Annotated in this window: 18 protein-coding genes; 15 read left to right on the top strand and 3 right to left on the bottom strand. The window is 54.4% G+C overall.

The window, feature by feature from the left end; genetic code table 11:
- The first annotated feature begins 4 nt into the window (after positions 1-4).
- From leuB to ACTJIK_RS17215, 6 genes are all read left to right on the top strand, one after another.
- Positions 5-1,078, top strand: coding sequence for a 3-isopropylmalate dehydrogenase (leuB, locus tag ACTJIK_RS17240; protein ID WP_440648323.1), 1,074 nt, complete (start codon positions 5-7; stop codon positions 1,076-1,078).
- 265 nt (positions 1,079-1,343) lie between these two features.
- A complete protein-coding gene (locus ACTJIK_RS17235; protein ID WP_440648321.1) occupies positions 1,344-2,576 on the top strand; it encodes a sialidase family protein in 1,233 nt (410 codons plus the stop codon).
- Between the two features lie 225 nt (positions 2,577-2,801).
- A complete protein-coding gene (locus ACTJIK_RS17230; protein WP_440648319.1) occupies positions 2,802-5,249 on the top strand; it encodes a TonB-dependent receptor domain-containing protein in 2,448 nt (815 codons plus the stop codon).
- A 20-nt stretch (positions 5,250-5,269) separates the two neighbouring features.
- A complete protein-coding gene (locus ACTJIK_RS17225) occupies positions 5,270-5,761 on the top strand; it encodes a MarR family winged helix-turn-helix transcriptional regulator (RefSeq protein ID WP_440648317.1) in 492 nt (163 codons plus the stop codon).
- Between the two features lie 52 nt (positions 5,762-5,813).
- A complete protein-coding gene (locus tag ACTJIK_RS17220; protein ID WP_440648315.1) occupies positions 5,814-6,221 on the top strand; it encodes a Dabb family protein in 408 nt (135 codons plus the stop codon).
- The gene (locus tag ACTJIK_RS17215; RefSeq protein ID WP_440648313.1) at positions 6,214-7,419 is read left to right on the top strand and encodes an exo-beta-N-acetylmuramidase NamZ family protein; all 1,206 of its coding nucleotides are present in this window, start codon (positions 6,214-6,216) and stop codon (positions 7,417-7,419) included. Before ACTJIK_RS17220 ends, ACTJIK_RS17215 begins: the two co-directional genes overlap by 8 nt.
- A 37-nt stretch (positions 7,420-7,456) precedes the next feature.
- Here the strand turns inward: ACTJIK_RS17215 and ACTJIK_RS17210 are convergent, their stop codons facing one another.
- Positions 7,457-8,038, bottom strand: coding sequence for a peptide deformylase (locus ACTJIK_RS17210; RefSeq protein ID WP_440648311.1), 582 nt, complete (start codon positions 8,036-8,038; stop codon positions 7,457-7,459).
- A gap of 45 nt (positions 8,039-8,083) precedes the next feature.
- Positions 8,084-8,650 (bottom strand): Crp/Fnr family transcriptional regulator, encoded by a 567-nt coding sequence (locus ACTJIK_RS17205; protein ID WP_440648309.1) that lies wholly within the window; start codon positions 8,648-8,650, stop codon positions 8,084-8,086.
- A gap of 145 nt (positions 8,651-8,795) precedes the next feature.
- Between ACTJIK_RS17205 and ACTJIK_RS17200 the strand changes: the two genes are divergently transcribed.
- The 6 genes from ACTJIK_RS17200 (at position 8,796) to ACTJIK_RS17175 (ending at position 12,725) form a co-directional block, all read left to right on the top strand.
- On the top strand, positions 8,796-9,302 hold the full coding sequence (locus ACTJIK_RS17200) for a VOC family protein (RefSeq protein ID WP_440648307.1): 507 nt from the start codon (positions 8,796-8,798) through the stop codon (positions 9,300-9,302).
- Between the two features lie 109 nt (positions 9,303-9,411).
- Entirely contained in the window at positions 9,412-9,822 is a 411-nt protein-coding gene (locus ACTJIK_RS17195; RefSeq protein ID WP_440648305.1) for a hypothetical protein, read from the top strand.
- 15 nt (positions 9,823-9,837) lie between these two features.
- Complete coding sequence (locus ACTJIK_RS17190; RefSeq protein WP_440648303.1) at positions 9,838-10,317, top strand: YdeI/OmpD-associated family protein; 480 nt, start codon at positions 9,838-9,840, stop codon at positions 10,315-10,317.
- A 112-nt stretch (positions 10,318-10,429) separates the two neighbouring features.
- Positions 10,430-11,014: a PhnA domain-containing protein gene (locus ACTJIK_RS17185; protein ID WP_440648301.1), complete on the top strand. Its 585-nt coding sequence runs from the start codon at positions 10,430-10,432 to the stop codon at positions 11,012-11,014.
- Positions 11,015-11,041: 27 nt separating this feature from the next.
- On the top strand, positions 11,042-11,983 hold the full coding sequence (locus tag ACTJIK_RS17180) for a prolyl oligopeptidase family serine peptidase (protein ID WP_440648299.1): 942 nt from the start codon (positions 11,042-11,044) through the stop codon (positions 11,981-11,983).
- Between the two features lie 286 nt (positions 11,984-12,269).
- Entirely contained in the window at positions 12,270-12,725 is a 456-nt protein-coding gene (locus ACTJIK_RS17175; RefSeq protein WP_440648297.1) for a carboxymuconolactone decarboxylase family protein, read from the top strand.
- 52 nt (positions 12,726-12,777) lie between these two features.
- Here the strand turns inward: ACTJIK_RS17175 and ACTJIK_RS17170 are convergent, their stop codons facing one another.
- A complete protein-coding gene (locus ACTJIK_RS17170) occupies positions 12,778-15,156 on the bottom strand; it encodes a TonB-dependent siderophore receptor (RefSeq protein ID WP_440648295.1) in 2,379 nt (792 codons plus the stop codon).
- Between the two features lie 218 nt (positions 15,157-15,374).
- On the opposite strand from ACTJIK_RS17170, the gene ACTJIK_RS17165 reads away from it, so the two are divergent.
- The 3 genes from ACTJIK_RS17165 to ACTJIK_RS17155 all read left to right on the top strand — a co-directional run bounded on the left by ACTJIK_RS17165 (position 15,375) and on the right by ACTJIK_RS17155 (position 17,294).
- Entirely contained in the window at positions 15,375-16,217 is an 843-nt protein-coding gene (locus ACTJIK_RS17165; protein WP_440648293.1) for a sigma-70 family RNA polymerase sigma factor, read from the top strand.
- A 241-nt stretch (positions 16,218-16,458) separates the two neighbouring features.
- Positions 16,459-16,890 (top strand): VOC family protein, encoded by a 432-nt coding sequence (locus ACTJIK_RS17160; RefSeq protein WP_440648291.1) that lies wholly within the window; start codon positions 16,459-16,461, stop codon positions 16,888-16,890.
- Positions 16,891-16,997: 107 nt separating this feature from the next.
- Entirely contained in the window at positions 16,998-17,294 is a 297-nt protein-coding gene (locus ACTJIK_RS17155; protein WP_440648289.1) for a DUF1905 domain-containing protein, read from the top strand.
- Positions 17,295-17,358: the final 64 nt, after the last annotated feature.

The raw sequence follows: 17,358 nt of genomic DNA, 5'->3' as shown, positions 1-17,358 counted from the left end.
TATCATGGCAACAAAACATATCCTCATTGTTCCGGGAGACGGAATCGGGCAGGAAGTAACGGCGGTCGGCAAAAAAGTGCTGGACAAGATCGCCGCGAAGTTCGGGCATACATTTACCTACGACGAAGCGCTGATCGGCCATGTGGCCATTGAAGCAACCGGCAACCCGCTGCCGGACGAGTCGCTGGAAAAAATGCGGAAAAGCGACGCCGTATTGTTCGGCGCCGTGGGTCATCCGAAATACGACAACGATCCTTCCGCGAAAGTACGTCCCGAGCAGGGCCTGCTGAAAATGCGCAAAGAGCTGGGCCTTTACGCCAACCTTCGCCCCATCAAGCTGTTCGACGAGCTGCTGGGCGCTTCCAGCATCAAGCCGGAGATACTGAAAGGGGCGGACATCCTGTTTTTCCGCGAACTGACCGGCGACATTTATTTCGGCGAAAAAGGCCGCAAAAATAATGGAGACACTGCTTACGACATCGCTGAATACAGCCGCTATGAAGTGGAGCGCATTGCCCGCAAAGCCTTTGAGGCAGCGCGCACCCGCCGTAAAAAACTTTGCTCCGTAGATAAAGCGAACGTGATCGAGACCTCGCGGCTCTGGCGGGAAGTGATCCAGAAGATCGCGCCCGAATACCCTGACGTGGAAGTAGAGCACCAGTTCGTGGACGCTACCGCCATGCTGCTGATCAAAGACCCGCGCCGCTTTGACGTGGTGGTGACCGCCAACCTGTTTGGCGACATCCTGACGGACGAAGCTTCGCAGATCGCAGGTTCCATGGGTATGCTGGCTTCCGCTTCGGTGGGAGACGGCACCGGCGTGTACGAGCCTATCCACGGTTCCGCGCACGACATCACCGGCAAAGGCGTGGCCAACCCGCTGGCATCCATCCTCTCAGCCGCGTTGCTGCTGGATATCTCTTTCGGTATGAAAGCGGAATCCGAAGCGGTGATCGCCGCGGTAGACAAGGTGCTGAAAGAAGGCTGGCGCACGAGGGATATTGCGGACAGCACTACCCCGGCGGATAAGATCCTGGGTACGGAAAGGATCGGCGAGGAAGTACTGAAGTTTATTTAAGCATAACACGAATTATTGGGTAGGGTACAGGCTGAGAGGTCTGTGCCCTTTTTTATGTTGAACTGAATTTTGAATGCCAAATCAAAAACAGGCTTATGCCGTATATGACCTATATATTATTCTGATTTTCATGGAAGATGAAGTGATTCATTTTCTTCAATACAGTAAGTCTCCTACATTTCATTACGGAAATTTGGCATTTCAGGCAAAGGGGTTTAAATTTAATATGTAGAACATAACTACTTTATCCAAAAACCACGTTGTTATGAAGAATTCCATCTATCTGCTATCCTTCCTTTTCCTGCACATTGCCTGTGCTAAAAAAACGGCCGGTCCGCAGGACAGCCTGCAATCATCATCGGCCATCACATCCAAAGCTGAAGCAGCCGCAATGGCCGCGACGCCTTACCACAACAGCCAGGTGCTGTTCAACGGCGGCAACGAAAGCATTTACCATTCCTTCCGGATTCCTTCCATCGTAAAGACCAAAAACGGCACCCTCATTGCTTTTGCCGAAGGCAGGCGCTGGAGCCCGAGCGATTGGGGAGACATTAACCTCGTGTACAAACGTTCCTTCGACAACGGCAATACCTGGACCGCGCTGGGTGAAGTAGTGGGCAGCGGCAACGGTACCTGGGGCAATCCCACGGCGGTGTACGACTGGAACAAAGGCACGAATGGCCGGGTATGGCTCTTTATGAGCTGGAACGATGGCGATAAGGCCTCCTGGAGCGACATCCAGGCCTGGGGCGACCGCCGCGTATTTGCCTCCTACAGCGACGATCACGGCGCTACCTGGAGCACCCCGCAGGATATGAGCGCCACGCTGCTGCCGCCTAATTACAAATGGGACGCTATGGGCCCCGGCATCGGCATCCAGACCATGCAGGGCAGCACCGCAGGCCGCCTGATCATTCCCGCCTACGGCCGCAACATCTACAGCGACAATAACGGCACCACCTGGCAGTACCAGCTCATACCCGGCGGAACAGACGAAGGCACCATCGTGGAACGGATGGACGGTACGCTGCTGCGCAACGACAGGCCCGGCACCACTGAATGGAATGCCGCCAAGAGAAGACGCAAATCCATCGGCAGCATCCCGGGCACCTTCTCGGCCTGGAGCGTGGACAATACCCTGAACGATCCGAAATGTGAAGGTTCCATGATCCGCTATAACACAGACGCGCCGGACCGCATCATTTTCCTCAATCCCAACCACACCTCGCAGCGCTGCAACATGACCGTGCGCATCAGCTACGACGACGGCGCCACCTGGCCCATCAGCCGCGCCATCTTTAACTGGAACACCTGCGACTATGCGCCCATCACCGTGGCCAAAGGCGGCTACAGCAGCATGATCAAAACCGCGGATTACGCCGTGGCGGCGCTGATAGAGATCAACGAGGATGTGCATGCCAGCGCCACCAGCAATAAATCCATCGAATTCCACAAATTCAATCTCCCCTGGATACTGAACGGCGCTACCGAGCCCTGATATATTTTTTCGATTTACCTGTGTGCCGGCCGGCGGGCGCTTTTGCGTTCTGCCGGCTTTTTTTTGTTGTCCGGTTCCGGACAGCTGCTTTTTTCTCCCGGTCATCAAACCTGTATTCCTTCCACCTCCGGCTTTTTTGCCTTTCATGTAAATATGTAAGCAGTGACGTATCATTCAGGCTTCTTCTTCTTAATTTTGCCATATCAATCGCCAAATAAGCCTATCATGAAGAAGATACCCCGCCTTTTTTGTATTGCTTTAATTTATGTAATTACTTACGTAAATTCGATGTTCGCTCAATCCGTTCCGTCTCCTTCCGCCATAAAAGGCAGACTTACTATCAACGAAGCGCTCAAGGCGAGCGAAGTGATCGTTCAATTGCTGCACGCGCAGAACAGGAAACTGGTGAAGATCGAATATGCCAATGCAAAGGGGGAGTTTACGTTCGATAACATCCCTGCCGGCCGTTACATGATCGTTACCCAAAGCATGGCGTTCACAAAGTATGAATCCGCGCCCTTTGAACACAGCAAGGGCACAGACCTCGGCGCGATCACGCTCAGCCCGGCCAGCACCACTCTGAAAGAAGCGTCCGTTACCGCGGCCAAACCGTTTGTGCAGCAGCAGTACGACAAAACCGTGCTGAACGTGGCCAGCTCTATATCCGCCGCGGGCAGCACCGCGCTGGAAGTGCTGGAAAAAGCGCCTGGCATCACGATCGACCAGAACGATAATATTGCCATGCGCGGCAGGCAGGGCGTGCTGTTCATGATAGACGGCAAGCTGGTGCCGATGACCGGGCAGGACCTTGCCAACCTGCTGCGCGGCATGGCGGCCAACCAGATCGAAACGATCGAGCTGATCACCAACCCCTCCGCCAAATACGACGCATCCGGCAATTCGGGGATCATAGACATCCGGCTGAAAAAGGGAAGGAACAACGGCACCAATGGCAATGCCTCTCTCAGCCTCAGCCAGGGCGTGTACCCGAAGGTCAACCCCTCGCTCAACATCAATCACAAAACGGGAAAGCTGAACCTGTTCGGCTCCTGCAATTACCTGTTCAGGCAGGATATGAATGACCTCACCATTTACCGCGATTTTTACAACGCGCAGGATGAGGTGACGGGCAGCAACAACTACGACAACTACTTCCGCTACGGCTTCCACAACCACAACATCCGCGCGGGAGCAGATTACAATCTCAATTCCCGCGTGGTGCTGGGCATGGTGGCCAACGGCATTTTCGCGCGCGGCAATATCATTTCCAACAGCCAGGCCGGATCCTTCAACGGTCAGCAGCAACGCACCGGGTATTTTACCACGCTTGGCGACAACAGTCCCAAACGCAACAACAGCAGCATCAACTTCAACTACAAACATACCCTCGATACCAGCGGCACGGAACTGACGGCAGACCTGGACTATGCCCGTTTTTCCGGCAACGAGTTCCAAAACTACACTACCGCCTACTACGACCTGGACCATGCGCCCAGCCGCCCGCCCTACAAGCTTTTCGGCGACCTCAGCGGCAAGCTCAGTATCAAATCCTTCAAAGCGGATTACACACAGCTGATCAAACCCCTCGGGCTGAAGATGGAGGCCGGCATCAAAAGCAGCTGGGTGGAATCGGACAACGACGTGCAGTTCTTCGACCGCAGCAACGGCAACGATGTGCTGGACCAGGGCAAAAGCAACCGGTTCATTTATAAGGAGAACATCAACGCGGCCTACCTCAACGGCAGCCGCAAATGGCAGAAACTCAGCCTCCAGCTGGGCCTGCGGTTGGAGAACACCAATGCGAAAGGCAACCAGGTGACCACGAAAGAGCACTTCGACCGGAACTATACGCAGCTGTTCCCCAGCGGTTACGCGGGTTATGCTTTCTCGGACAAGCACGACCTGGGCCTGAGCCTCAGCAGGCGCATCAACCGGCCCAGCTACCGCCAGCTGAACCCCTTCAAGGTTTTCCTGGACCCGCTGACCTCTTCCGCCGGCAACCCTTTCCTGAACCCGGAGATCACCCATTCCTTCGAGCTTACTTATACACTGCTGCAGCGTTACACCGCCAAAGCGGGGTACAGCCGCACGAAAGACAATATCCTCATCGTGCTGAGCCCTGACGCGGAACCCAATACCGTACTGCAAACCGGCCGTAACCTCGCCAAATTCGACTACTACAGCCTGAACCTCGGCATCCCCGTGACCGCGGGCAAATGGCTCAGCAGCAGCAACAACCTGCTGGTATATTACGGCGAGTACAAAGGCAACGTTGTAAATACGGACCTGAGCGTAAGCCGCGTTACCTTCAACCTCAACTCCAGCAACACCATCACCCTGAACACCAATACCAGCCTGGAACTGACCGGCAGCTACCAAAGCAAGGCCTACTACGGTTTCCTCGACATCGAAGATTACTGGAGCGTGAACATCGGCGCGCAGCGGCAGCTCTGGAACAAAAAAGCTTCCATCAAACTCAGCATCAGCGATATTTTCTACACCAACTGGACCGACGCCATGACGCGCCTGACGGGCTACGGCGAGCATTTCATCCAGTACCGCGATTCGCGCGTGGCAACGCTCACCTTCAGCTACAAGTTCGGCAAAGCCCAGGGTGCGGCGCCCCGCAGGAGAACCGGCGGCGCGGAAGATGAAAAGCGCAGGGCAGGTTAAAAATTGAGTACTTTTAAACCATGAGCATAGTGAATCAACTTGAAGAACTTGCGCTGGCCACCCGGCTGAAAAGGCTGGCGGACCGGCTTTCTGCGGACGTGAGCAGGATATACCGGGAGTCTGACCTGGACTTTGAGGCCAAGTGGTTCCTGATACTGGAGCTGCTGAGCCGTGAAAAAGTGCTGGGCATCACGGAGATCTCCGAATCGCTGGGGATCAGTCACCCCGCGGTAGTGCAGCTGGCGGACCAGATGCTGGGCCAGGGCCTCATTAAAGCCTCTGTGGATGAAAGGGACGCCCGCCGCCGCCTTATTTCGCTGACGCCCGCGGGCAGGCAGATGTATAAAAAGATCGGGCCTATGCTGGCCGTTATCCGTGAAGAGAACCGCAAATGGCTGGCCACCGCCCGGCACAACCTGCTGGAAACACTCACCGAGCTGGAAGCTTCGCTGGACGAGAAAAGCATGTACAAGCGTATTAAGATCAACCTGCTGGAACGTTCCGGGCGGTGATTTCTGTTTTTGCGCGATGTTTATTATTTTCAGGGCCTCAACCCGATTTGACATGCAAAGACAAAACAGAAGGAAATTCCTGGGCACCGCCGCCGCAATTGCAGCAGGCACCGCCGTTTCAGCCATGCCCGCCCCCGCGGTCAAAGGCAAATACCCCCTGGTTCACCACGTATTTTTCTGGCTGAAGAACCCCGGTTCCAAGGAAGACCGCGACAAACTGGTGGCAGGCGTTAAATCCCTTTCAAAGATACCGACGGTGAAAGAACTGCGTGTAGGCGTAGTGGCCAGCACCGAACAACGCGATGTGGTAGACGTAAGCTGGGGCGTATCCGAGCTCATGTTCTTCGAAGATGTTGCCGGCCAGGAAGCCTACCAGACCCACCCCATCCACGTTGAATTCATTAAGAACTGCAGCCCGCTGTGGGACAAAGTGATCGTTTACGACGCTATCGATGTATAAACTCACCCAAACCAATATTCCCGCCATGCGCACGGTCATACTCATTTTCCTGACCATATTTTCTTTTGCAGGCCAGGCCCAGGTGCCCGGCGCAGACCAGACGGCGGCGTACCTTCCTTTGCTGAAAGGCAAAAAAGTAGGCATGGTCGTGAACCAGACCTCCGTGATCGGCAACCGCCTGAGCGTAGACAGCCTGCACGCCCTGGGGGTTAACATCAAAGCGGTCTTCGGCCCCGAGCACGGCTTCCGCGGAAATGCCAGCAACGGGGCGCCTGTGGGCGACGAAAAGGATCCCGCGACAGGTATCCCCATCATTTCGTTATACGGCAACAAAAGGCAGCCCACGCCCAAAGAAATGGCCGCGCTCGATGTGCTCATCTTCGATATCCAGGATGTTGGCTGCCGTTTTTATACGAACATCAACACCCTCGCCGAAGTGATGGACGCCTGCGCGAAGGCCAACAAAGAGCTGATCATTTTCGACCGGCCCAATCCCAATGCTTTTGTGGACGGGCCCATCCTGAACATGGAGCTGAAATCCGGCATCGGCAAATTCCCCATTCCCATCACGCATGGCATGACCATCGGCGAATTTGCGCAGATGGTGAACGGCGAAGGCTGGCTGCCCAATAAAGCCAAATGCAGGATCAGGGTGATCAAAGTGAAAGACTACCGGCACGACATGTATTACACCCTGCCCGTAGGCCCTTCGCCCAACCTGAACACCCAGCAGTCCGTGATGCTGTATCCTTCGCTCTGCCTGTTTGAAGGCACCATCGTGAGCCAGGGCAGGGGCACTCATATACCCTTTACCGTACTGGGCGCGCCTGCGCTGAAAGGGAAGTTCGACTTCAGCTTTACGCCCAAAAGCCTCCCCGGCAAATCGGAAACCCCGCTGCACCAGGACCAGGCCTGTTACGGGCTGGACCTCCGGGACTACGACGTAAAGGCCCTGCGCGAAACAGGCAAGGTGAACATCCGCTGGATCATGGACATGTACAAGGCCTATCCCTACAAGGATAAATTCTTTGACCGCAGCCAGAGCAGGCAGATAGGCGACATCGACAAGCTGTCCGGCACCAGGCAGTTCAAAGAACAGATCATTGCCGGCGCCAGCGAAGAAGAGATCCGTAAAAGCTGGGAACCCGGCCTGGGCAAGTATAAGCAGATGCGGAAGAAATACCTTCTTTATCCCTGAAACATTCCCTTTTCATGAAGATAGTACACGGGAGATCTTAAGGAAAGATCATCCGGTACTTCGTTTTCACCTGTCCCTTTACGATTTTCTTCAGCTTGCCCGCCAGTATTTTCCGTGTGAGCGCATCCAGGTGGTCCAGGAATAAAATGCCGTCTACGTGGTCGTATTCATGCTGGATGATGCGTGCCGTCATGCCATGAAAGGTTTGCCGCCGGGGGCTTAGCTGCCGGTCCAGGTACGCGATGGTAACGGACCAGGGCCTTTGCACGGTCTCCGCAATGCCGGGTATGCTCAGGCAGCCTTCTTCATCTCCCCAGCTGCGCCCGAAGCGCCGGATGATCCTTGCATTGATAAATGTTTCTTTGATCCCCCCGTCTCCCGGGTGGAAATAATATTCGCGGCTGCGCCCGTCGAGGCTGTTGAAAGTGGACAGGCTGTCCGCCACGAATATCCTGAGCGCTTTCCCTGCCTGCGGGGCTGCGAGGCCGCAGCCGTTTGCATGTTGCATCGTTTCCCAGAGATCGTTGATGAACCGTTCCAGCCCGGGATGGTCCGGCTGAACGTCCGCGCACATTTGCCTGAGCAGGCTGTGGCCGTATGAAAGAATGGGCATTTTCATACTGCAAAAATGCCACGGCCGGCGTTCCCGGGCAATGAACCTATGTTAAGAAATCTGTTTCCTGATACGGCTGAGGCCCTGGGGCGTAATGCCGATGTAGGAGGCCACGTATTTCAGCGGTATCTGCCGCAGGATATGCGGCTGCTCGGTGAACAGACGCAGGTAACGCTCTTTGGCCGTGTATTTCAGCAATGAAAGCTCGCGCCGGCTTTTAGCCAGGAACAGCTGTTCTGCCGCAAACCGCCCGAGGTAGTTGCCGGCCTGCGTTTGCGCGTACACTTCCTGGAGGCCGGCGTAAGGGATGCTCCATAGCGTAATGTCGCTCAAGGCCTGTAAGGCATATGCAGAGGGCGTTCTGGTGAGGAAGGAATCGTAAGCGCAGGTGAACTCTTTATGAAAGCTGAAATGGAACGTCAGCTCGTTTTCTTCTCCCGGGATATAGAACCGCACAATGCCTGATTCGATGAACGAAAGATAATCCTCCGTAACGCCCGCGGGGATTATGGTTTCACCCTTCCGGAACGTTCTCCGTTCGAAATGCGCGGCAATGAACTGCCATTCGTTTTCGGGTAATCGGATGATGTTGTTGTAGTATTCCCGCAGGTATCCCATGATCAGGCGTATTTATGCTTCAAAAATACGCAATCCCGGCAGGTTGTCGCAAATCACCCTCAGAAAAGTCGGTTACGCACCTCACCGGAGTGGAATACCCGGGCTACATTTGTATCAACAAACCACACATAAAAAACCTTTCATCATGGAAAAGAGAATAAGCACCCAAAAAATCACACCCAATCTCTGGTTCACCCTGAATGCGGAAGAAGCGATCGATTACTATCTCGGTATTTTCAAGAACAGCAAAAAAGGCCGTTCCACCTATTACGGCGAGGAAGGTTTTGAAATACATAAGATCCCCGCGGGCACGCTCATGACCCAGGAATTTTACCTGGAAGGGCAGGAGTTCCTCGCGCTGAACGGCGGGCCTTATTTCCAGTTCAACGAAGCTATTTCTTTCATAGTTAACTGCGATAGCCAGGAAGAAGTGGATTATTACTGGGACAAGCTCACCCAGGGCGGCCCCGCTGAATCGCAGATGTGCGGCTGGCTGAAGGACAAGTTCGGCGTTTCCTGGCAGGTAGTACCTGTGGAGCTGACCGAAATGATGTTGTCTGACGACAAGGAAGCCGCGGCCCGCGTAACGAAAGAAGTGCTGAGCTCTAAAAAGCTCGATCTCAACAAACTGCGCGCTGCATTTGGCAAATAATACAACGGATGTTGCCAGCATAAAAAGATCCCCGGTAAATTGCCGGGGATTTGATGTTTTACTGCATCTATTTCCCGGCGATCTTATTTTTACACGAAACATACATGCAATGGAAACCTGGACTTTCGACAAGGACATAAAAGCCTTTTATGTAACCGCTTCTTCTTTCCCTGAAGGCGTGAATGCCGCGCATGAAAAGCTGCATGGGCTGGTGCCGTATTCTTCCGACCGGAAATATCTCGGTATTTCGCGGCCTGAAAACGGCAAAGGCATCGTGTACCGTGCTGCTGCTACAGAACAGGAGCCGGGAGAGCTGGAGCATCTCGGGCTGGAATCGCTGGTGCTGAAGAAAGGCGCTTATGCATCCGTGGTGGTGCACAATTACATGGACGACCTGCAAAACATCCGCCGCACTTTTGAGCAGCTGCTGCAGCGCGACGACCTGGACCCGCAGGGTTATTGCGTGGAATGGTACTTCAGCGACAAAGACGTGCAATGTATGATCCGCCTGGCGGAATAAAGTATATTTGCCGCCATGGAACCATTGACGGATAAAGAATACCTCCTCGAACGTTTCCCCGGCAAAGGCGGCTGGACCTTCGCCCGCATGCCCGGCATCAAGCCGGCTGCAAACATCCCCTTCGGCCAGCTGAAAGTGAAAGGCAGCATAGACGGCTTTCCCATCGCCAAAGCGCACCTGATGCCGCTTGGCAACGGCGAGCTGTTCCTCCCCGTAAAAGCTGAAATAAGAAAGAAGATATGGAAAAAAGCGGGAGACCGCGTGCGTATCGTTCTTTACATCGACAACGATCCGCTTATCATTCCCCATGAAATGCAGGAATGCCTGGAATACGATCCTGAAGCGAATGCGTTTTTCCAATCACTCTCCGAAACCGAGCAGCGGTATTACATCAGCTGGGTGTATGGGGCCAAACGTGAAGAGACGCGTGTGGGCAGGCTTGCCAAAGCCATGCAAAGGCTGGGCCGCAGGCAGAAATTTTACCAGCCGCAATGAGGGTTTGCTCCCGGCAATGACCTTTGCTGGGCAACGTCGGCTTATTTTAAATTTTTTATTGATTAAACTAAGCGCCAATTAAATATATTAATTTCGCGGCCGAAAAGATCATATGATACAGGAAACAGAACTGAAGAACAGGAGCGGCAACCAGTGCGAGCTCTGTGGCTCCGCCAGCGGGCTGAAAGTGTACGTGCTGCCGCAAACGCCGGCTGCCGTGAAAGACGATGCCGTTTACCTTTGCGGCAAATGCCTGGCACAGGCGGAGAAACGGGAAGACCTGGATGCGGCTCACTGGCAGCAGCACATCAGCACCGCCATGTGGAGCGAAGTGCCCGCAGTGCAGGTAATGGCCTGGCGCATGCTGAGCCGCCTCAGGAACGAGAGCTGGGCGCAGGAAAACCTGGATATGATGTACCTGGACGATGAAACCCTTGCCTGGGCCAAAGCTGCCGGCGACCAGGACAGCGACGGCGCCGTAGACCTGCACCGCGACAGCAACGGCAACGTGCTGCGCAATGAAGACACCGTGGTGCTTACTAAGTCGCTGGACGTGAAAGGAACTTCCCTCAACGCCAAAATGGGTACCGTGGTGAAGAACATCCGCCTGGTGCCGGACAATACGGAGCAGATCGAGGGAAAGATAGAAGGGCAGCTTATCGTGATCCTCACCAAATATGTAAGAAAGCAGGGCTGATGAATTTATTTTAGTAAATTCAGTGTCATGAAAAAGACCCTGTTCCTTGCCCTCATCCTGCTCAACCTCATACAGGCCCGCGCGCAGCAAACGCCCGGGAAATTTACCATAGACATCCACTACCTGCTGGCGCTGCCGGAAGGATATGAATCAGACACCTCGCGGAAATGGCCGCTGGTAATGTTCCTCCACGGTTCCGGCGAAAGCGGCAGCGACCTGGAAAAGGTAAAAAAGCACGGCCTGCCCAAGCTGGTGGAAGCCGGCAAAAAATTCCCGTTCATCGTGGTGAGCCCTCAATCCAGCGGTTTTGGCTGGGACCCCGAGCAGCTGTTCCGCATGCTGCTCGATATTAAAAAGAAATACCGGGTGGACGACGACCGGGTTTACCTCACCGGCCTGAGTATGGGCGGCTTCGGCACCTGGTCGCTGGCTGAAAAACATCCTGAATTTTTTGCCGCTATTGCGCCCATCTGCGGCGGCGGCGACGCTTCTGAAGCCTGGAAGCTGCGCTACATGCCGGTTTGGTGCTTTCACGGCGCTAAAGACAACGTGGTGCCGCTTACAGCCAGCCAGAGAATGATCGATGCGCTGAAGCCTTTAAATAAGCAGGTGAAATTCACCATATATCCCGAGGCCACGCACGACAGCTGGACGGAAACTTATGACAACGACAGTCTTTATACCTGGCTGCTTTCCCAGCGCCGCCACAAATACAAAGCTATTGAACTGGGCGAAAAACAACTGGCCCTGCGTACCGGCAGGTATGTGAACGACAGGAAAGACACCGTGGTGATAAGCATTGTGAACGGCGGTCTGCTCGCAAAAGCCGGGCAGCATACCACTCCATTAAAACCTGCCAGTCCTGACCTCTTTTTCTGGGCGGAGAATGCGCCGGCGGACGTAGAGTTCGGAAAAGAGGGATTTGTGCTCCGTACCGACCGCGAAGAGCATTTCAAAAAGATCAAATAATACCAGGTGGCCGGTAACAGCGCTCAGCTTTAAGCCGTTCTCCGCACACTCTTCTGTTTCGCTGCCAGCACCCGCCGCAGCGCGAATACTATCATTAGTATCAGCATCATTAAATATTTCCGGCAAAGATGGCGGGAGGGAGGCTGCCTGCACAGGAAAATCCGCCGGGTTGTGGAATGAAGGGCATGAACTGCGGTTGCAGGCTTTTTTTGAAAAAAAAGCGCTTTCTGTCACGCGCGGCATTTTTAATGGGTCTTGTATGTGTAATCTTTAAAAACACATCAAAATGAAACAGAGAATTTCTTTTTTTGAAGTACCCAAAGGCATGCTGGAAGGATTGATGAAAGTGGACGCTCCCGTGAAAAACTCCTCCCTCGACATAAAGCTGCAGGAACTGATCAAATGCCGCGTATCGCAGATCAATGGCTGCGCGTTTTGCCTGGATATGCATCATAAAGACGCCATTCATCACGGAGAAACCGAACAGCGCCTCCACGGCCTTAATGCCTGGCGCGAAACGCCGTATTACACACCCGCTGAAAGAGCGGCCCTCGAATTTGCCGAAGCCCTCACTATCCGCTGCGATACCAGCGATGAAATTTATGATGAGCTTACCCGGCATTTCAGCAAGGACGAGATCGCCTATCTCGCATTACAGATAGCCACCATCAACAGCTGGAACAGGCTGAACAAGGCTTTCAGGACCACGCCGGGCACTTACAAGGTAAATGCACAGTGGTAGAAGCGCTGCAAAAGCATCAGGCCGTCCCGGGTGAGGGGCGGCCTGATGTGTTTTAAAACTTGTAAGCGATACCCGCCAGGAAGTTCACCGGCGGCTGCGGCCGTGAGTAGAACCCGTCGCTGATCCAGTAATGCTCGTTGGTGATATTGCTGGCTTTCACGCTCAGGCGGAACCTTGGCTGGTTGTAGTACAGCGTGGCGTCCACCACGGTATATGCCGGCATGGAGAAGGTGTTGGTGGCGTTGTAGAACGCGTCGGACACATACATGACCCCGGCGCCGATGCCCAGGCCTTTCAGGCTGCCGTTCAGCAGGCTGTAGCTCAGCCATACATTGCCCACGTGCTCGGGCGTGCCGATGACCCTTTTCCCGAGCACGTCCTTATTGGATTTGGTGTATTTGTTCTTGTTGTAACCGTACCCGGCTACGAAGTTGAAACCGGGGAAAGGATTGCCGATCACTTCCGCTTCCACGCCCTTGCTTTCCTGTGTGCCGTCCTGCACGATGAAGTTCTGGCCATTGATCTCCTGCGTGCGCCTGATCCGGGAAACCGAGATATCGTAGTAGCTGATGGTGGCGCTCAGCTTGTTATTCAGCAGGTCCAGCTTTACGCCGCCTTCTATCTGCTCCGCCTGCTGGGGTTTAAGGGAGATCGTTGTGCCATCGGGCTGCAGCACGTCGCCCTCGTTCTTGAAGCCGTTCATGTAGTTGGCAAACAAGGCTATTTTCTCTTTCACCGGCTGGTACACGATCCCGAATTTCGGTGAGAGCGCCAGCTGGTCGAACGCGCCGGTGGTGGCCCTGGAAAGATTATTGGTGGTGCCTTTGTTCTCAAAATAATCCAGGCGCAGGCTGGCCATGACGAGCAGGTTGCCGGTGATGTTGATGACATCGGAGAAATAGGCGCCGTACGCATTCTGCCTGCTCATGATGGGCGGGGTGCTGAGCCTGGCCAGCATCTCTTCGGCCTTCTGGACCTTCACATCCCGGATAGTGGCGGATAAAACGTTCACGGTGTCCAGGATCAGGCTGGCGTATTTGTAGTTGCGGTACTGGCTCATGAAGTCCGCGCCGATCAGCAGCCGGTGGCGCAAGGAGCCTGTGTTGAACTCGCCGGTGAAGTTCTGCTGGATGTGCCTGCGGCCCACCTTGTCCGGGGAGAACACGCCCAGGGCGCGCTGGATGGAGTCGTTCCTGATCCAGGACTGGTTGAAGTACAGGAGGTCCGTATATTCACCGTTGGCCCAGGCGTAATTGGTCTGCGAGGTCCATTTTGAAGAGAGCTTATATTCAGCCTGCGCGAACACATTGCGGGAATATTGATGGCCGATGAAGGAATTATCGATCAGGGAGCGTTTGTATTCCAGCGGCAGCTGGTCGAAAGATTTGAGCGTGACGCCGCTGTTCACCGCCCAGCCTGTGTTTGAAGTGCCTTTGTAGTTCTGCATGTCGGCGTCGAGGCGCAGGGTAAGGCGGTCGCTTACCTTGTAGGTTAAGGAAGGGGCGATCACCAGCGTGCTGCCATGGCCCTGGTCCTGCCAGTCATTTTTGTTCTGCGCCGCCATGTTGATCCTGAACAGCACCGTTTTTTGCGCATTCACCGGCGCGTTGATATCAGCGGTCAGCCGGTTCAGCTCGTAGCTTCCCGTCATGAAGTTCACTTCGCCCCCGAATTTTTCGTAAGGTTTTTTGGTAACGTAGTTCACCAATCCGCCGTAGCTCACCAATGTGCCGCCAAACAGGGTGGAAGAGGGGCCTTTGACGGTTTCCACGCGCTCTACGGACACGAGGTCGATGCCGGTGCGGAGATAGGTGGCCATGCCGTTGCGGAGGTTGTCTGTGGTGAGGAAGCCGCGGGAAAAAAACGCGGGCATGCCTGCGCCGGTTTTGGCAGGGGCCGCGCCGGGTATGTTGCGGAAAGATTCTTCCAGCGTAAGCGCCATCTGTTCCGCGATCAGTTCCTTATCCACCACGTTGTACACCTGCGGGTTTTCAAGGTACTCCAGCGGCAACCTGGAGGCGGTATTGCTTCTTTTCTTCGCGGTAACTGTATACTTGTCGCCCACGATCACGACTTCGTTCAATGCTTTGGCGCTGATCTGCAGCGCGAAATCCGCGGTAACGGTTTCCCCGTCCTGCAGCGTGATGGTTCTGGCCTGCGTTTGCTGGCCCGCAAAACGCACGGTAATGGTGTACGTACCGGCAGGCAGCTCGCCGATCCTGTAGGTACCGGCCTTGTCCACCTGCACCACCGTTTTGTTGTTCAGCAGCACGGTCGCGAATTCCGCGGGCTGCCCGTCGCTGGTGGTGATCCTGCCCGTTATAACGCCGTTCTGCGTGTAGGCGCAGGCGTGACTGATGCCGGCAGCCTCCACTATGGCCGGCATGCCCATCAGCAGGAATACCGGGAATATGATGTATAATCTTTTCATGTTATGTTTTATTTGAACGCCGCAAAATTACGGCGCCTGTAACCGGCGGGTTTACGCAATCGGGAAAAATATAATGCCGCAACTGCTGCGGGTTTTACGCGATCCGGAAAAATATTCCCGCCGGCTGTCACGCGCGGCATGAAAAATGTGTCTTATCCTGGAACACAGGCGGGCCGTTCGGTTCCTTACCTTTAACCTTCGATGATAAAAAGCAGACAGTGAAAGACTACCAGAACATTCTTTTTCCCTACGCATACAATATTCTCGGCTCCGCCGAAGATGCGCAGGACGTGATGCAGGACGTGCTCACGAAATATTATACAGACGCGCGGGAAGGCATAGAAAATGAAAAGGCGTACCTGATCAGGAGCGTGATCAACCTGTCCATCAACAGGAAGACCCGCCGGAAGCTGGCCGTGCAGCCGGAAGTATGGCTGCCCGAGCCGGTGGCTACGGAATCTGCGGATGCGAATGTGCACCTGAAAGATATCCTGTCGTACTCCCTGCTGGTACTGCTGGAAAAGCTGAACGCGAAAGAACGCGCCGTGTTCATCCTGAAGGAGAGCTTCGACTACTCGCACGATGAAATTGCCGGCATACTGGGCATTACGGAAGAACATTCCCGCAAGCTGCTCAGCAGGGCCAAAACCAGGCTGTTCAAGCCCGGCGAAACGCCGGAAGTGGGCATCCGCAACGAGCGCACCAATGCCATGCTGCAAAATTATATCGACGCCATCCGCGGGCGCAACCTGCAAAAGCTGGAAGGGCTGCTGGCGGAAGACATCGCGTTCTATGCTGACGGCGGCGGAAAGGTGAACGTGTTCAGGAAGATCAGCACGGGCTTTGCCGAGGTGGCGGAGCTGCTGGATTATGTATATCATACCTATCAAACCCAATCAGCTATTAAGATCACCGAGATCAATCACCAGCCCGCTTTCCTGTTCTACGACGGGGAGCGGCTCATATCCTGCCAAGTGTTCGATATCTCCCCCCAAACCGGGAAGATCATGCAGATCAGCTCCGTGGTGGACCCGGAAAAGCTGAAGCGGATCGGGGTGTAAAAGTGAAGGTTGACGGGGCTTCCGCCTATTGGCCCTTTTATGGTACTTCGGGCTAATCTCGTATCAGCAGTAGTGTAAACCCGCTGTGGTGGCGGGTGGAAGTATGTGAAAAAACAGGCATGTCAACCATCTGTGCGCGGTTTGTGCATTTATTCATTCAAATTTTAAAATGGCCCAATTCCTGCTGACATAAGGCTGTCAACCCCCCGTTTTACATTTGACCTAACAAAAAACAAACTATATGTCCAAAGCAACTCCATCTTCCTTACGCGGCCTGGCGAACATCAGTTTTTACGCGGCAGACCTTGCTGCTGCCAAACAATGGTATACAGACCTGCTGGGCGTCGCACCTTATTTTGAAGTACCGGGCTATATCGAATTCCGCATCGGCGATTTCCAGCACGAGCTGGGCATCATAGACGCCGCTTATGCACCCAAAGCCATGGCCGCCGGGCCGGGCGGCTCCGTCACCTACTGGCATGTGGACGATGTGCAGGCCGCATTCGAAAAGCTGCTGGCACACGGCGCTAAAGAATATGAGCCCATCATCAAGCGGGGAGAAGGTTTTGTGACCGCTTCCGTAATTGATCCTTTCGGGAACGTGCTGGGCGTGATGTATAACGCGCATTACCTGGCGGTGCTGGCTGCGAAAACAGCTAAACATCCTGCATAACGGAACGGCAGCCAGTTTTGTCGTAAAACGCCCGCCGGAAAGTCGTTTTTGCCATCCTTCGGGGCGGATAATACGGTATAACTTTAAGGGATACTAAATAACGTTTTATGGCACAAACCGCTAAAGTTATCCGCCTGCCGAAACAATTCTCCGCCCGCCTGCTAAAAAGCCCGAACAAAGGCGGCTGGACCTATCTCATCTGGCCGGAGTCCGTGGGATTTTTCGGCACCTGCGGGCTGGTGAAAGTGCGCGGCACCATAGACGGCCACCCTTTCCGCAGCTCCTTTATGGCCCTGGGCGACGGCACCCACAAGCTGCCCGTAAAAGCGGAGCTGCGCGAGGTTCTCGGCAAATCGGAAGGGGACGAAGTGACCGTGGTGCTGGAGGAGCGCATCTTTGAATAAATAAAGTGTGGTTTTGACAGTTTTTCTTGCATTTGGACATATTTCTTTATACTTTAACCCATTG

It is taken from the genome of Chitinophaga sp. 22620 (assembly GCF_052044405.1).
Lineage (GTDB): Bacteria > Bacteroidota > Bacteroidia > Chitinophagales > Chitinophagaceae > Chitinophaga.
This window is presented reverse-complemented; position numbering and strand designations above follow the sequence as displayed.